General features: G+C 60.8%; 13 protein-coding genes. 8 read left to right on the top strand and 5 right to left on the bottom strand.

Annotated elements, in window-relative coordinates:
• The first annotated feature begins 6 nt into the window (after nucleotides 1-6).
• Nucleotides 7-2169 carry a S9 family peptidase gene (locus CD351_RS03200; protein ID WP_111993560.1) on the top strand — a complete coding sequence of 721 codons (2163 nt, stop codon included), beginning with the start codon at nucleotides 7-9 and terminating at the stop codon, nucleotides 2167-2169.
• Here CD351_RS03200 and CD351_RS03205 read toward each other — a convergent pair.
• Entirely contained in the window at nucleotides 2132-2791 is a 660-nt protein-coding gene (locus CD351_RS03205) for a hypothetical protein (RefSeq protein ID WP_111991284.1), read from the bottom strand. The genes CD351_RS03200 and CD351_RS03205 overlap by 38 nt on opposite strands.
• A gap of 111 nt (nucleotides 2792-2902) precedes the next feature.
• On the opposite strand from CD351_RS03205, the gene CD351_RS03210 reads away from it, so the two are divergent.
• Nucleotides 2903-3304, top strand: coding sequence for a thioesterase family protein (locus CD351_RS03210; RefSeq protein WP_111991285.1), 402 nt, complete (start codon nucleotides 2903-2905; stop codon nucleotides 3302-3304).
• Here the strand turns inward: CD351_RS03210 and CD351_RS03215 are convergent.
• Nucleotides 3301-5067 (bottom strand): diguanylate cyclase, encoded by a 1767-nt coding sequence (locus CD351_RS03215; RefSeq protein ID WP_111991286.1) that lies wholly within the window; start codon nucleotides 5065-5067, stop codon nucleotides 3301-3303. The two genes, CD351_RS03210 and CD351_RS03215, sit on opposite strands and share 4 nt — an antisense overlap.
• 256 nt (nucleotides 5068-5323) lie before the next feature.
• Here CD351_RS03215 and CD351_RS03220 point away from each other — a divergent pair, with 256 nt between their 5' ends.
• Genes CD351_RS03220 through CD351_RS03235 form a run of 4 tightly spaced genes read left to right on the top strand, consistent with a single transcriptional unit; the run spans nucleotide 5324 to nucleotide 9258 of the window.
• Nucleotides 5324-6406 carry a substrate-binding domain-containing protein gene (locus CD351_RS03220; protein WP_111993561.1) on the top strand — a complete coding sequence of 361 codons (1083 nt, stop codon included), beginning with the start codon at nucleotides 5324-5326 and terminating at the stop codon, nucleotides 6404-6406.
• Nucleotides 6407-6455: 49 nt separating this feature from the next.
• Nucleotides 6456-7535 carry a substrate-binding domain-containing protein gene (locus CD351_RS03225; RefSeq protein ID WP_111991287.1) on the top strand — a complete coding sequence of 360 codons (1080 nt, stop codon included), beginning with the start codon at nucleotides 6456-6458 and terminating at the stop codon, nucleotides 7533-7535.
• A 50-nt stretch (nucleotides 7536-7585) separates the two neighbouring features.
• Nucleotides 7586-8743: a DUF2157 domain-containing protein gene (locus tag CD351_RS03230; RefSeq protein ID WP_111991288.1), complete on the top strand. Its 1158-nt coding sequence runs from the start codon at nucleotides 7586-7588 to the stop codon at nucleotides 8741-8743.
• Complete coding sequence (locus CD351_RS03235; protein ID WP_162627581.1) at nucleotides 8740-9258, top strand: GDYXXLXY domain-containing protein; 519 nt, start codon at nucleotides 8740-8742, stop codon at nucleotides 9256-9258. Before CD351_RS03230 ends, CD351_RS03235 begins: the two co-directional genes overlap by 4 nt.
• A gap of 3 nt (nucleotides 9259-9261) precedes the next feature.
• Here the strand turns inward: CD351_RS03235 and CD351_RS03240 are convergent, their stop codons facing one another.
• Together CD351_RS03240 and CD351_RS03245 are read right to left on the bottom strand one after the other, a co-directional pair.
• The gene (locus CD351_RS03240) at nucleotides 9262-11658 is read right to left on the bottom strand and encodes a DNA translocase FtsK 4TM domain-containing protein (RefSeq protein ID WP_111991290.1); all 2397 of its coding nucleotides are present in this window, start codon (nucleotides 11656-11658) and stop codon (nucleotides 9262-9264) included.
• 76 nt (nucleotides 11659-11734) lie between these two features.
• Nucleotides 11735-12265, bottom strand: coding sequence for a thiamine phosphate synthase (locus CD351_RS03245; RefSeq protein WP_111991291.1), 531 nt, complete (start codon nucleotides 12263-12265; stop codon nucleotides 11735-11737).
• Nucleotides 12266-12286: 21 nt separating this feature from the next.
• Between CD351_RS03245 and CD351_RS03250 the strand changes: the two genes are divergently transcribed.
• Nucleotides 12287-12973 (top strand): YggS family pyridoxal phosphate-dependent enzyme, encoded by a 687-nt coding sequence (locus CD351_RS03250; RefSeq protein WP_111991292.1) that lies wholly within the window; start codon nucleotides 12287-12289, stop codon nucleotides 12971-12973.
• A complete protein-coding gene (locus CD351_RS03255; protein WP_111991293.1) occupies nucleotides 12970-13437 on the top strand; it encodes a hypothetical protein in 468 nt (155 codons plus the stop codon). Before CD351_RS03250 ends, CD351_RS03255 begins: the two co-directional genes overlap by 4 nt.
• A gap of 70 nt (nucleotides 13438-13507) precedes the next feature.
• On the opposite strand, the gene CD351_RS03260 is transcribed toward CD351_RS03255, so the two are convergent.
• Nucleotides 13508-15847: a TonB-dependent receptor gene (locus tag CD351_RS03260; RefSeq protein WP_111991294.1), complete on the bottom strand. Its 2340-nt coding sequence runs from the start codon at nucleotides 15845-15847 to the stop codon at nucleotides 13508-13510.
• Nucleotides 15848-15928: the final 81 nt, after the last annotated feature.

The raw sequence follows: 15928 nt of genomic DNA on the forward strand, positions 1-15928 counted from the left end.
TTCGCCATGGCAAGCGCCGCCCTGCTTCTGACAGGCGCCAGCGTTTCTGCCGATACCCATGAGGACAATGCCAACGTGCCCACTTCTCCGCCTGTCGCCGAAAAGCGCGAACATACATACACCTATCACGGCATTACGATTTCCGACCCGTATGACTGGCTCTACGACAAGTCGTACCCCGAGATCGATGATGAGGATGTGCTGGATTATGTGAAGGCGGAAAACGCGTGGTTCGAAGCGGCGATGAAGCCGCATGAGGCGCTTACCGAGAGCTTGTTCACAGAAATGCGCGCACGGATTAAGGAAGACGATTCCACCGTGCCTCAGCGTCGCGGTGATTTTCTCTACTGGTCCGAATTCGAAGAAGGCGCGCAGTATAGCAAACACTACCGCAAGCCTGTCGGCGCGCCCGACAGCGCCGAGCCGCAACTGATCCTCGATCAGAATGCGCTTGCTGAAGGTCACGAATATTTCCGCCTCGGTGTGCTCTCGATCAGCAAGAGCGGGCGTTACATGGCCTATGCGACCGACACGAATGGATCGGAGCGATACACCGCGCGGATCATGGACCTTGAGACCGGCGAATTGCTGGACGATGTGCTCGAAGGTCTGCGCGGCGGGATCACCTGGGTCGCGAACGACACGGCGCTTGCATACACGCCTGCAACCAAGGAGTGGCGCACGCTGGAGGTCAAGCTGCACACGATCGGGCAGCCAAACGAAACCGATGTGACGCTGTTCACCGAAGAAGACCAGAGCTTCAGCGTCGGAGCCGGACTATCGGCGCAGGAAGATTATCTCATCATCTCAACCGGCGACAATGAGACGAGCGAGGTGCGCTTCGTCTCCGCAGCCGATCCCACGGGTGCACTCACACTCATAAAGCCGCGCGAGAAGGGCGTCGAATACGGCGTCGACATCCGCGAGGGTGAGCTGTGGGTTTGGACCAATGATGACCATATCAATTTCCGCCTCGCAAAGGCCGACCTTGCAAGCCCCGGCGATTGGGAAACCGTGATCGCTGGATCGGACGATTTCTATCTCACCGATTTTGATCTTTTCCAGGGCTTCCTGGTGACAGAAGGGCGCCTTAACGGCCTCGACCAGGTGCAGATCCGGTCCTACGAAAATCCGACGGTGACCAATCCCATCGCCTTTCCCGAAGCGAGCTACGATGCCGGGCTTTCGAACAATCCGGAATACGACCAGACGGTGCTGCGGCTTTCGTATGAGAGCATGATCACGCCTGACACGGTGCTCGACTATGATGTTGCGACCAAGACGCTTACAACGCTCAAGACACAGGAAATCCCGAGCGGCTATAATCCCACGCAATATGTGACCGAACGGGTCGAGATTCAGGCGCGCGACGGGACGATGGTCCCGGTCAGCATCGTGATGCGCAAGGATCGCGAACAGATCCTCGCTGAAGCCGGGATCGAGGGGCCGGGGCCGCTGCATCTCTACGCCTATGGCGCCTATGGCTATGCCATCCCGCCGGGCTTTTCGACCACGCGGCTTAGCCTCGTTGATCGCGGCTTTGCCTATGCCATTGCTCATATTCGCGGCGGCGATGACCTTGGCCGGCGCTGGTATCTGCAGGGCAAGATGTTCGAGCGCACCAACACCTTTAACGACTTCGTCGATGCCGGGCGCGGGCTCATCAAGATGGGCTACACCGCCGAAGGCATGGTCACCGCATCAGGCGGGTCGGCTGGCGGAGAACTGATGGGCGCAATCGTCAATCAGGATCCCGCGCAATATGGCGCAATCGTTGCGCATGTCCCCTTTGTCGACGTGCTCAACACCATGCTCAACGAAAGCCTGCCGCTGACACCGGGCGAATGGCAGGAATGGGGCAACCCGATCGAGAGCAAGGAGAGCTTCGCCTATATCCTGTCCTACTCGCCCTATGATCAGGTCAAGGCGCAGGATTATCCGCCGATGCTGGTCACCGCCGGTCTCAACGACCCGCGCGTCACTTATTGGGAACCGGCCAAGTGGGTCGCCAAGCTGCGCGACACCAAGACCGATGACAATGTGCTGCTTATGAAGACCAATATGGGCGCAGGCCATGGCGGTCAGTCGGGCCGCTGGAATTCCCTGCGAGAGACGGCGGAAGAGTTCGCCTTCATCCTTTGGCAGATGGGAATGACACAAGAGCCATGAGGTCAGGGGGAAGCGAGACGTCATAGCGGATCGCTTCCTCAACCAGCTGGGTCACGATCTCTTCCATTTCCGGCCCGAACATCGCCAGCTTGATGTAAAGTTCGGGAACTGCCCGGATCAGCCCGAAGCCTGCTTCCTTGCCGAAAACCGGGATTGGACCGCTGGGCAGGGGGCGTTTGTCGAGATCGGGCGTAACCTGCCAAACCATGCCGACCTTGCGGCTGTTGAAGATCGCCAACAACCGTCCGTAATCGCCTGCCAGCAGCGGCGATGGCATGGCGGCAAGGTACCGGCAGGCAGCCACGGCGGCGACGCGATCCCTGAGGCTGAGTGCCGCTTCGAGCCAGCCGAGCGTGCGTCGCACATCTTCGCGGTCTGCGTCTTCGGCGTTTTTGACAAGCCAGTCATAGCCCTTGATCGCGCTGTTCCACATGCGCGGGTCGCGCTCTACCTCGCGCCAGAACAGGTCAACCGGATCGGCAAGCGTTTCGAGCGCGCCATCCTTGTGAACGAACACGCCTTCAGGGCTCATGATGAAACTTTTTGCGCCAGCCTTCTTTTCGCCAAACTGGACCTTGGGGCGAAAGCCGCGATCTTTTCTGTTCGTGGGTTCGTCCGACATTGCCTGCCTCACCTTTGTCCAGCCTGATAAACGGCTTGATACAGGTGCCTAACTAACAAAGGGTTGGCTTTCTTGCGCTTTGAGACGGTGCGCACTACTCAGCGGGCCAGGATGACGAACCGCTTCACCAAGACCTTCACCGCCAGCCCCGAGCACATCGACGAGCTTGGGCACGTCAACAACACGGTGTGGGTGCAGTGGATTCAGGACATGGCGACCTTGCACTGGGATGCGGTGGCCGAAGCTGAACACCGCGCGAGATACTTCTGGGTCGTGATCCGGCACGAGATCGACTATCGCGGCAACATCGCTTCCGGGCAGACGGCGACAGGCACAACCTACATTGCGGGCGAGGCGCGCGGAGCGAAATCGGTGCGCGTGGTCGAATTCACTGACGCGAACGGCAAACAACTGGTCTCGGCTGAGACGACCTGGGCAATGCTCGATCGTGAGAGCGGGCGTCTGGCGCGGATCAGGCCCGAAGTGCTCGCACCCTTCGCAATCGACGACTAGGCGGCCGCTTTACCCGGCTTGCGTGTCGAGCCCGCAGCTTTGCGCGTCGCAGGCGGCGACTTGAACACTGTCAGACGTTCAAAGCAGGTGCGATTGCGGCCCGCTGCCTTGGCATTGTAGAGCAACTGGTCCGCGCGGCTGTACAAGTCGTCAAATCCCATGAGCTGATCCGAAGCGCGCGGCAATTCGATCACACCCATGCTGGCCGTAACCGGACGTTCAAGCCCTTCAACATCGCGTGCGATCCGAAGCGTGATCGACTGGCGCATCGCTTCTGCGCGCTCAAGGGCGCCCTTGCCGCGCAGGAGCACAACGAATTCCTCCCCGCCAAGCCGCACTGCGATCGTGTCCCGATCGTCGCCGCCCTGCAAAGCGCGCCCGCAGGCAACCAGCGCCTTGTCGCCCACCTGATGGCCGAAACGGTCGTTGATCGTCTTGAAGTGGTCGAGATCGACCAGCGCGAATGTATCGAAACCCTGCGACTGAAGATCGACAAACCGCTCTTCCACTGCGCGCCGGTTCATAAGCCCGGTAAGCGGATCGTGGGTCGAGAGTTGCTCAAGCAATTTGGATTCGGTCACCGCCGCATCGCGCTCGCGGCGAATGGCGAGGAAGCGCGATGCGATCGCAAGGCTGATCACGATAACTTCCATCGCGACTGCAAGATACAGCGTCTGATCCAGCTGCGAAGGACCTGCATAAATTCCAAGTCCGCGCAGCATACGCTCTAGCGATGAAAGGATGATCGGCGACCAGGCAACGGCCAGGAAACGCGCTCCCTTGCTCCCGCGCCAAAGCGCCTCGGCTATGGCAGCGGTGATGATCACCATCGCGGGTATGAAGGTGTAGAAATACCACAGGTCGTCGACAGGCTGGGTCGCGTGCAATTGCAGCGCAAAGAAGCCCGGCACCAAGATTGTCCATAGACCGGTCGCAAGGGTCAGGCGCCGCATAAATGGTGACTGGGCGTATTCCTCAAGAAAACCGACGAGGAACAGCGCCGAAAGCCCGCAACCGATTGCCCAGCACAGCGGCCCTGCCACCGCCATGACCCATAAGGGTACGTCGGCGAAAACCGTGATCAGGCCGCCGGCGAACAGCACGTAGACGATCATCGAGGCAACCATCATCGCATGGATGACGACGAAACGCTCCCTTAGAACGATGAAGAAGCTCACATCGAAGAAGAGCGGCAGCACCAGCATTCCCACGACGAGCGCAAGCAACATCATATCGAGCTGCGTCCACGAGGCATCTTCCGGATGGAAGCTCAGTCGCGCTTCGGTCAGCAGTGGGACCGAGTGCGGTTTGTCGATCTTGACGATAACGGCGCTGGTGTCGCCCATTACCTCGGGAAGCTCTAGCCTGAAGACAGGGCCGGCGGCGAATGGCTTTGCCATCTCCTCGGAATAGCGCAGGCTGCGCAGCGTGCCGTCTTCATCGAGAACACCGATCGTGATCGTCTCGAATCGGGCATTGCGTGTGAAAAAATAGCGCGGCTTTTCCTTGTCTGCCCAGCTTTGCGCGTCAAAACGAAGCCATGCGACCGGCTGGTTCGCGCGCCAACCTGCGTCTGAGCAATTCCACGATGAAAGCGCCACCATGTCGATCAGTTCGACCTCGGCGCCGCTCGACGAATGGCATGCCGCCTCGACAAGCGGGTGATCGTGAGTGGACTTGGCGTATGTGTGTCCGGGCATCAGCAAGAATGCCAGAATGGCTGCCGCCACGGCAGCGAGGTTTCTGAGTGCCCGACGATCCATGGATATCCGCTACCACGATGCTGGTTACGAGCCTGTTAAGTCGCGCATCGCCGCGCGAGGCGCAAAATCGGGCGAGAACAGAACCTTGGCCGATGAGCCTTCGCAATCAGGAGCCGTGCTTCGGATAGCTGCGCTCAACTTTGTACGCTGGCTCGTGTATGCGGGGGGAACCCGCGCTCTGTCGGCAATCGTCCATGCGTCATGGCGGTGTCACAGTATCGCAATAGCGCGGTGCGCAATCGCAGAAAGGTATCAGATGACGAAACGCAACCTCGCCGTTGGACTTATGGGAATTGCCGCCATGGCGCTGTCAGCGTGTGACGCTGGTGGCGGCGGGGCGCGCGACTCCATTCGTGCGGTCGGATCGTCAACGGTTTACCCGTTTGCCAAGCAGGTTGCTGAAAACTTTGCCCGCTCCAATCCTGAGCTCAAATCGCCGCTGATCGAGTCCACCGGATCGGGCAACGGCATCCAGCTGTTCTGTTCCGGCCTCGGCGCAGATACGCCCGACATGGTCAACGCTTCGCGCCGCATGAAATCGTCTGAGTTCGATCGCTGTCAGTCGAACAATGTTCAGGACATCATCGAATTGCAGGTCGGTCTGGACGGGATTGCCTTTGCATCGAAAAATGGCGGGATCGAGCTCAATCTGTCGCCCAGGATCGTTTACGAAGCGCTCGCAGCGCGCCCTTATGGCGGTGAGCAGACCACGCGGCTGTGGTCCGATGTCGACCCGTCGCTTCCGGACGACCCGATCCTCGTCTACGGCCCGCCCAGCACGTCTGGCACCCGCGATGCACTCAAGGAACTGGTGCTCGAAGCCGGATGCGACACCAGTGACGAGATGAAAGCGCTCAAGGAAGAGGATGAAGACCTCCACCAGCAGCTTTGCACCGAAGTGCGCTCGGATGGGGCTTATGTGGATCAGGGCGAACAGGACAACCTGATCGTCCAGAAGATCGAAAGCAATCCACGCGCCGTCGGCATCTTCGGCTTTTCCTACCTCGACGAGAACACCGACAAGGTGACGGGCCTCCCGATGAACGGCGTTGATCCGACTTACGAGAATATCTCGAACTTCTCCTATCCCGGCGCCCGTCCGCTTTACGTCTACGTCAAGAAAGCGCATATGCGCGCCATTCCGGGACTGGACCTGTTTCTACAGGAATGGGTGAAGAACTGGAAAGCTGACGGACCGCTTGCAGCGATTGGCCTCGTGGCCTCGCCGCCTGCCGAAATGGCGATGAACGAGCGGCGCGTGAACGAGCTTTTGACCATGACGCGCGCAGATCTGACCGGTGAAACACCGGCAGAGGAAACCGCGGCGGCAACACAATAACAACCCCCGATTTGGCCAGCCCCGAAGGTCAATCATTTTGGAGTAAACCATGACGCAGCCCACCTTCTTCGCCCGCAATCTGCTTGTCGGTGCCTCGCTCGCGATGCTTGTCGCGTGTGGCGGCAGCGAAGGCGAAGCCGGTCCCGAACCTATTTCGATCGTCGGTTCTTCGACTGTCTTTCCGTTCTCGCAAAAGGTCGCTGAAGACTATGTTGCGGGCAATGAAGGTGCGGCCACTCCGGTGATCGTATCGACAGGCACCGGCGAAGGGATCGAGGAGTTTTGCGCTGGGCAAGGCCCCCAGACGGCCGACATCGTCAACGCGTCGCGCCAGATGACAAAGGCCGAGTTCGAGCGGTGCCGGACGAATGGCGTCTCCGACATCATCGAGCTCAAGGTCGGTCTCGACGGTATCGTCTTCGTGTCCGAGCTTGAAGAAGGCATCGATCTCGCCCTGACGCCCGGCATCATCTTCAATGCGCTCGCGGCGGCTCCTTTTGGCGAAGAACAGACGGCCATGAGCTGGTCCGACGTTGACAGCAGCCTGCCAGACGAACCGATCATTGTTTACGGCCCGCCGGTGACTTCGGGCACGCGCGATGCGCTTCTCGATGTCATCATGGCGCCTGCCTGCCGCCGCAACGGCGAAATGGCGGCGCTTGAAGAAAGCGATCCGGCTGCATTCGAGCGCGGCTGTCACGAACTTCGCAGCGACGAGGCCTATCTTGACCAGGGTGAGCAGGACGACCTCCTCGTCCGCAAGGTCGCCAACAATCCGCGCGCGATCGGCGTGCTGGGCTATTCGTACCTCGAAGAGAACACGGACAGCGTCAAAGGCCTGCCGATCGGCGGCGTCGAAGCCAGCGCCGAGACAATTGCCGATGGCAGCTATGCCGGATCGCGTGCGCTCTACATCTATGTCAAAAAAGCGCATATCGGCGTGACGCCAGGCCTTGAGGACTATCTTGCTCAATGGTCGCAGAGCTGGGGCGCAGAAGGCCCGCTTGCAGCAATCGGCCTTGTACCGATGACCGCCGCTGACCAAACGGCGAGCGCTGCGGCCATTGAAAGCCAAACGGTCATGACCGCCCCGGTCGCGCAGAGCGAGGCGGACACCGAAGAGGGCTGACCTTAACTGGGCAGACTTGTGTTGGCCTTGGCTGGCGCTAGTCTGCCCGGATGAGCAATCGCAAGATCGCGGCCTGGCGCAATGCCGGGCTTATCGATAGCGCAACCGCGCAAGCCCTCATCGACTACGAGGCCGAGCACACGCGGCCGCTTGCCTTGTGGGCGGTTTTTGGCCTCGGCGCGCTTGCAATCGGGCTTGGCATAATCTCCGTCGTGGCTGCCAACTGGGAACAGATTCCCGGCCAGTTGCGGCTCGCCGTGCATCTCGCCTTGCTCATTGGATTAAATGCTACGCTCGCCTTACGCGGAGACGATTTGGCGCGGATCTCGCCTTGGGTGAACGAGGCCCTGCTGTTTGTTATCGCCGTGCTCGGTCTCACATTCTTCGGGCATCTGGGGCAGGTCTATCAGACCAGCTCCCCGCTCTGGAAACCGCTTGCCGCTTGGTTGATCCTGTTCGGTCCGGCGCTGCTGATCTATGGACGCAGCTGGCCTGCTGCTGCCTTGCTGATCGGTGGCAGCATCTTTTGCGCCTGGGATTTTGCCGCCGCCGATAGCGGTGCGATGTTCGAGCCTGAGAGAAGAACCCACTGGCTGATCGCTGCAGCTGTCACCGCGCTTCCGGGTCTTTTTGCGCCCTTCGCCGCATGGAAGCGAGAGCGGTCGGCGCGGACGGACTTCTGGCGACAGCTTGAACTGACCGCTCTTGCTTATGCGGTTGGTGGAGCCACCCTGTCCTGCATCGTGGCAAGCTTCGGCGCTTTTGAGGGCGATGACGACCTGATTGGGAGTGCTGGCCAGTTGGTTCGCGCCGCTGCTGCGCTGGGATTTGGATTGCTGCTCTTGATTGCAAAGCCGGGATTGTCGGGGCGCGTCTCGGGACTGGTGATGGCCGGATCAGGCATCACCATCGCGCTTGCGCTCGGCGTCAACAATGTCGATCTGCTCGCGGCGGCTTTGTTCATGGCGCTCTGGATCGGGATTGCGGCGGCCGCTCTCGCGATTGATGCTCGCGGGGCTTTTCAACTGGCGGTGGCGCTTGTCGCGTTGCGGCTGATCATCCTGAGCTTCGAACTTGCCAGCGACCTGCTGCTTTCCGGCTTCGGCTTGATCCTCTCGGGCCTCATGATCCTCGCGGTTGCATGGGGCGCGGTGCGAGTTTCGCAGGCTTACGCGCCGGGTCGAGAGAAACAGGAGCAGACGCCATGAACAGCGCGCTTCGCCTTGCGGCACTTGCCCTGCCATTGGTCGGATTTGCAGGCCTTTGGGGCTGGACGGACTATCAGAGCCGGCAGGGGACCGAATGGGACGTCGAAATTCGCGGCTATGATCCGCGCGATCTTCTGCGTGGTCACTATGTCGAGTTTACCTATGACTGGAACGGGCTGGACGACCGGCTTGGGACGGGCGGCCCACCGGCGCGCCTGTGCCTTGAAGGCGATCCGCCCGGTCCCCCGCTCGTGCGACGCATCGACGGCGAATTCGGCGACTGCGCTTATCCGGTCGAGGCTGATTACAGCGGCGTCTATGGTTCCGACAGCTTGCTGAGCGGGCGGCTTTATGTGGGACAGGAGCGCGCTGGCGAGCTTGACCGGGCACTGCGCGATCCCGCCTTGCGCGGGGTGGTGCGGGTGAGGCTGGGGAGCAATCGCAGGCTTGTGCCCATCGACATCACCATGCGCCCCCTCACCCAAGCCGAGCGAGCTGCCGAAGACCGCGAGTAGCGCCTAGATCGGGTTGCCGTCCTGATCGCGGAAAATCTCGCGGCGTCCGACATGGTTGGCAGGCCCGACCAGCCCTTCGCTCTCCATACGCTCGATCCATTTGGCCGCCGTGTTGTAACCCACGCCCATCTGGCGCTGGAGCCATGATCCGCTCGCCTTCTGGTTCTCGATCACGATCTGGCAGGCCTGGCGATATTTACGCTCATCCGGGTTGTCGGAAGCGGTGAATTCGTCCTCAAACGCAAAGCCGCCGCCATCTTCAGGCTCTTCGGTGACTGCATCGACATATTCAGGCGATCCTTGCGCGCGCCAGAAGTCTGCGACCGCCTCTACTTCCTCATCCGACACGAACGGGCAGTGGACGCGAAGCGTTGCGCCGGTGTTGGGCTTGTAAAGCATGTCGCCCTTGCCAAGCAGCTGTTCAGCGCCCTGTTCGCCAAGGATGGTGCGGCTGTCGATCCGGCTCGTCACCTTGAAGCTGATACGGGTCGGAAGGTTCGCCTTGATCACGCCGGTGATGACGTCGACCGACGGGCGCTGCGTCGCCATTATCAGGTGGATACCGGCGGCGCGCGATTTCTGGCTCAGGCGCTGGATCAGGACCTCGATCTCCTTGCCGACCGTGACCATGAGGTCGGCAAGCTCGTCGACGATCAGCACGATCTGCGGCAGCGGTTCGTAATCGAGCTGCTCTTCTTCATAGAGCTGCTCGCCCGTATCGGGATCGAACCCGGTCTGGACGCGCCGGCCAAGCGGTTTGCCCTTGGCGATAGCGGCGCGCACTTTCTCGTTGAACGAGTTGATGTTGCGCGAATTGACGCTCGACATCATTCGGTAGCGCTTTTCCATCTCCTCGACCGCCCATTTGAGCGCGCGCACGGATTTGTGCGGCTCGGTCACCACGGGCGAGAGGAGATGCGGAATGTCATCATAGCTCTTGAGCTCGAGCACCTTAGGATCAATCAGGATCAACCGGCATTCGGCAGGCGTGAAGTGGTAAAGCAGCGAGAGCAGGATACAGTTGAGGCCAACAGACTTACCCGAGCCGGTGGTGCCGGCAACCAGCAGGTGAGGCATGGCGGCAAGGTCGGCGATGATCGGTTCGCCGGCGATGTCCTTGCCAAGGATGATCGGAAGATTGCCCTTGTGCTCGGCAAAGCTGGCTGAGGCTGCAAGCTCCTTGAGCATCACCATCTGGCGGTCCGTGTTGGGCAACTCGATGCCCATAACCGTCTTGCCGGGGATTGGCGACACGCGTGCCGATATCGCACTCATGTTGCGGGCGATGTCTTCGGCAAGGCCTACGACGCGGCTTGCCTTTATGCCGGGCGCGGGTTCGAGCTCGTACATCGTCACCACAGGGCCGGTTCGCACTGCGGTGATTTCGCCCTTCACGTTGAAATCGTCGAGCACGTTTTCAAGCAGCCGCGCGTTACGTTCCAGCGCCATCTTGTCGAGCTTGGGCGCGCTGTCCTGAGGCGGGTCTTCCAGCAATTCGAGGCTTGGCAATTCGTAGTCGGCGAACATGTCGCGCTGATTCTGCTTCGCTGCGGGATTGGCGCGCTTTGGCGGCGCGGAAGGGTCGCTGATTTCCGGTGACCGGCGGGGCGCGGGATCGGGTTTGGCTTCCAGCTCGGGCTTCGCCTTGCGCCGCGCCTTGGCCGCAGGCGAGGCGACCTCGTCGTCTTCGTCGACGAAGGGGAGCGCGCTTTCGCGGCGGCCAAACGGCAGGCGAGACACTATCGAATTTGCACCCGAGGCCAAGAAATTGGGAAGCGTCAGCAGTGAACGCCAGTCGATTGCGAATATCCGGGTGAGGAGCGCCGTCGCCCCAGCAAGACTCGCGAGCGCAGCGCCGAGGATCACCCAGCCCGAAGCGGCTTCACCCGTGCGATCGGCGACGGCCTCAATACCCGCTGCGCCAAGCAGGCCCGATACGCCGCCAAGCTGCGCAGGCAAGGTGCCGCCAGCATTTTCGAAGGTCAGCGAAAGGACGGTGCCAAGCAGCATGATCGCCAGCAGCAGCATCGCTGTCGGCAGCCACCAACGGGTCCGCTCGCCTTCCGGATCATCCAGCTCGACATGGCGCCACAACCGACGTGCAGAGATATAAAGGAGCGGAAGAAGCAAGAGACTGGGGACGCCGAACAGGAACAGCACCCGGTCTGCCACCCATGCGCCCCAGCTTCCCATCCAGTTTGCAACCGACGCCGGATCGGCCGCGGTCGACGCGCTTGGGTCGGTCTGGGTATAGCTCGCCAGTGAGAGCGCAAGAAACACCATCGTCGCGAAAAGCACGCCTGCACCGGTCATCTGGCCGATCCGGCGGATCGAGCGTTGCAGGCCAATGCGCCAGTCAGCGCTCGGTGCTTTGCGGGTGTTCACAGCGCGCGTCGCCATGGTGGAGCTCCTTTGATGAGAACACACCATGAATCCTTGCAAGACTCGGGTCAAGGACGCTGCGATGGTTCGAGCCTCAGCTTAATCCATCAATCGCTGCCCAGCGGGGCCAGTCCAGCTCCTTGGCGCGCGCCTGATTCATACCGCCCAGAGCAATAACGGGAATCTTCGAGAGCGCAGCCAGCTTGTGAAACCGCTCCACTCCCAGTGTCGCAGCGCCGGGATGAGAGCGCGTCGGGAAAACCGGCGAGATCATCACGGCATCGGCGCCATGTTCGTTCGCGATCGCGATCTCGTCTTCATCGTGCGCGGTCGCGATCCAGCGTTGATCTGCCCGGTGGACGCTGCCCAGAGCGCCGTAAACGCCATGCGCGCCCCACTCCTGCGCACGGACGAAGCTGTCGGACAGGATCACCCAATGCTCCGCACGCAGCAGGAGAGGCAGAAGCTGCAAAAACCGTTCTCGCCGCGCTTCGGGTTCGAGATGATAATGGCGAAACACGAAGCCCGAACCTTGCGGCAAGTGTGCAATCGATTCCTCGAGAGCTGCGTCATTACGCTCATCAGAAAGCAGCCAGAGAGCGGGGAGGGGCTTTATCTGCGCCATGGGGGCTTTATACCGCCGCCAATGGAAAACGACACGCAAAGTGCAGCAAGCCGTCTGGCCGAGGTTGAAAGCAACATCGCGCGCATGTGCAAGCCCGCCCGCCGCGAGCCTGCGGATGTTACGCTCATCGCGGTGAGCAAGACGCATCCGTCCGAGAGGATCAAACCGGTACTTGAGGCCGGACACCGGGTGTTTGGCGAAAACCGCGTACAGGAAGCGCAGGAGAAATGGTCTGCCTTGCGCGAATCCTATCCGGAGGTGGAGCTTCACCTCATCGGGCAGCTTCAATCGAACAAGGCCGAAGACGCGGTCGAGCTGTTCGATGTGATCCATTCGCTTGATCGCCCAAGCCTCTTGAAGGCGCTTGCCAAGGCGATGGACAAGGCGGGGAGGCGCATACCCTGCTTCGTGCAGGTCAATATCGGGGACGAGGATCAGAAGGGCGGTTGCCCGATCGCTGAGCTTCCCGGATTTCTCGACAAGACACGCGCGGCAGGTGTGCCGATCGCGGGCCTGATGTGCCTTCCGCCTGCCGACACCGAAGCGGCACCCTTCTTCGCGTTCCTTGCAAAGCTGGCGAAGGATAACGGGCTCACCGGCGACGAAGGCGGTCTTTCGATGGGTATGAGCGGCGATTATGAAACGGCTGTGCAGCTGGGCGCGACCCATGTGCGTGTGGGCACGGCCCTCTTCGGAGCGCGCGGGTGACGGGCGATGCAAACGGGGCAGTTGCACAATTCCGCACGAGCTGGCTGCCTGTTCTGAACGACGGGGCCGCCACGCTTCTCATCCATGTCGAAGGCGAGGGAGAGATCGCTCCGCACACTCTTATCGCCGACAATTTCGTCGGAGAGTACGGGTACAGGCGCATCGGGTTCAACTGGGAATTGCTGGACGCGTCTCCCGATGCGCAAGGCTCGCGGGCGGCGGAGCATCAACTGGTAGAGGCGCTCTCGAAGAACATCGCCAATCCCAGCAAGCAATGGCTTTCCAAGAAAAGCGCAAGCGCCTGTGCGAAAGAATTCCTCGCGCTGTTCAGACCAGAGGACAGGACGGTTGTTTCAAACCGATATGACGGGTTGTGGAATCCCATTTCCCAAGCTTCAAACGAATGGGCATTTGTCGGGTTCGACCGCCAGCTGAGCGTGCTTCTGCTAATCACCGAAGACTAAGAACGCCCACGAAAAAGGGCGCCCCGTTTCCGGAGCGCCCCCTTTTGGTTTCATAACCGATGCTGTTCGATCAGAACTCGAACAGCGCCTCGATACCGATGTTCCGGCCGCGCTGCAGCGGCGAAAGCGTGCCGCCTGCCGGGAAGGCGCCGAAGGGCTGCGGGTTGCCGGTCGACAGCGGACCGCCGAACGGCAACTGGGTGTCGCCGCCCGCCTGCACCTCGTCGAACAGGTTGCGCCCGTAAAGCGAAAGCGAGAAGCCTTCGATGGGCGTTACCCAGGTTACGTTCGCCTCGAGGTTCGAGATATCCTGAATCCAGCCGAGATTGTCGTCGGTGTAGGCGAATTCGTCACGATACTGATAGTTCACGCGGGTGAGGATTTCGCTCTCTCCCAGGAACAGTTCGTGGATGAGGCCCACACCCCAGGTGACTTCCGGCACACGGGGCTGACGCAGCGACAGATCGGTATCGTCGATGACGCCATCGCCCGAAATGTCGAACAGGATGGTGTCGTAATCGTCGTCGATCAGGCCGATATTGGCTGTGAAGATCAACGAATCCGAAACGCGCATGCGCCCTTCGGCTTCGAAACCGGTGATCGTCGCATCGGCGGTGTTCAGGATGTTCTGCACCACGCCTGCACCCGGATCAGCGAGGTTGACCTCGCGCTGCATGTTGTCGACCTTGGTGATGTAACCTGCCAGGTTGAGCGTGAAGGTACCATCATCGGTCTGGAACTTGCCGCCCAGCTCATAAGTGTCCACGCGCTCTTCGTCGAAGAACAGGTCGCCGGTCGCCGCGAAGGCGCGGTTGAACACCGGAATGTTCGTGATGCGGAAGTTGTAGCCGCCCGAACGGAAGCCGCGGCTCCAGTGGCCATAGACCTGATTGTTGCCGAATTCGTATTGCAGACCCAGCTTCGGCGAGAGGTTGCGAAAACGCACATCGTCGATGAAGCCGTCGGTTTCGGTCGCCGGGTCGAAGGGCTGGGTACCGGTCGGGCAAGTGCCCGCAACCACCGAACACGGCGCACGCGGCGTGATATAGGTGACGGCTGCGTCCTTGGTTTCCTGGTTCCAGCGAATACCCGCGATCAGCGAAAGGTCGTCGATGAACTCCCACTCGGCATTGGCGAAAACGCCGATCACTTCGTGATCCTGGCGCCCACCGCCGAAGAAGACGGGAGGCTGGAGCGCAACCGGCAGGTCGCGGCGCAGCTCGCGGCTTTCGTCATAGGCCAGCGACTGGTCGAACCAGAAACCGCCAACCGTCAGGTCAAGCCGGTCGAACGACATTGCGTAGCGCAACTCGTTCGAGAACTGCTCCTGCTCGGTCAGAGTGTTCGAGTGGAACAGGAACACCGGGGTCGAATCGATATCGCCGCGCGTGCTCGCCGTGTAGTCGCGATAGCCGAAGATGTTGGTCAGCGTACCGGGACCGACATCCCATTCCGCAGTGAACGAGCCGGTCCAGATCTCGTTGGCGTAAAAGCCCGGCTCGTCGATCGCGAAGTCAAACGTGTCGCGGCGGAAGAAACCGCGGTTCTGGCCTGAGGGCCCGTCGCCATCACTCTCGAAATAGTCGAGCTTGGCGCGCAGCATCAGGTCGCCGAAGCGTCCTTCCAGTGCACCGCGAATGATCGTCGTTTCCGCTGCGCCGTGGTTCGAACCGTCGAACAGGTTTGTGAAATAGCCTTCATCGTTGTTGTAATAGGCGCCAACCTTGAACAGCAACACGTCCTCGACCAGGGGTCCGGACACGACGCCGCTGACAGTGTAGTTCGCGCCGCCGCGACCACCATCGACCAGAGGACCGTCGACCGCTGCGCGGATCTTTCCGGTGAATTCCTCGGTCGGGTTGCCGGTGTTGATGACCACCGCGCCGCCGGTCACGTTACGGCCGAACAGGACGCCCTGCGGCCCGCGAAGAATCTCGACGCTGTCGAGATCGAACAGGTCGAACACCACGCCGCCATTGATGCCGAGATAGACGCCGTCGACGAAAACGCCGACAGTCGGGTCGATGGACGGGATCGACGAGTTGATGCCCAGGCCGCGCACAGAGAAGTTTGCAGTGCCGCGGCTGGTCCCGATCTGGTCAAGGCTGACGTTGGGAGCCTGGAATTGCAGACCCTGAATATCGCGGATCTTGTAAGCTTCGAGGGTGTCCGCGTTGAACGCCGTTACCGCGAGCGCGACGTCCTGCACGTCTTCGGGGTCGCGCGTCTTTGTGCCGGTGACGATGATGTTGCCGATCGTATCGAGCGCGCTTTCACGCTGCTGCGGTTCCTCGGCCTGGTCGGTCTCGGTCTGCGTGTCGTTGGTTTGTGCTAGGGCTGCAAAGGGGGTTGCCGCGCACGAGCAAAGCAGAAGCGCGGCGAAGGGCCGCGCCGGGGTACGATAAGCCATCAATTTCCTCTCCTGACGTAGGGGAAGATGGCTCTAGAAAATCAGTAGCGCATGTGCAACTTATTTAGTTATGCGCTTGTC

Origin of the sequence: Erythrobacter sp. KY5 (assembly GCF_003264115.1) — a bacterium.
Taxonomy (GTDB): Bacteria; Pseudomonadota; Alphaproteobacteria; order Sphingomonadales; family Sphingomonadaceae; genus Erythrobacter.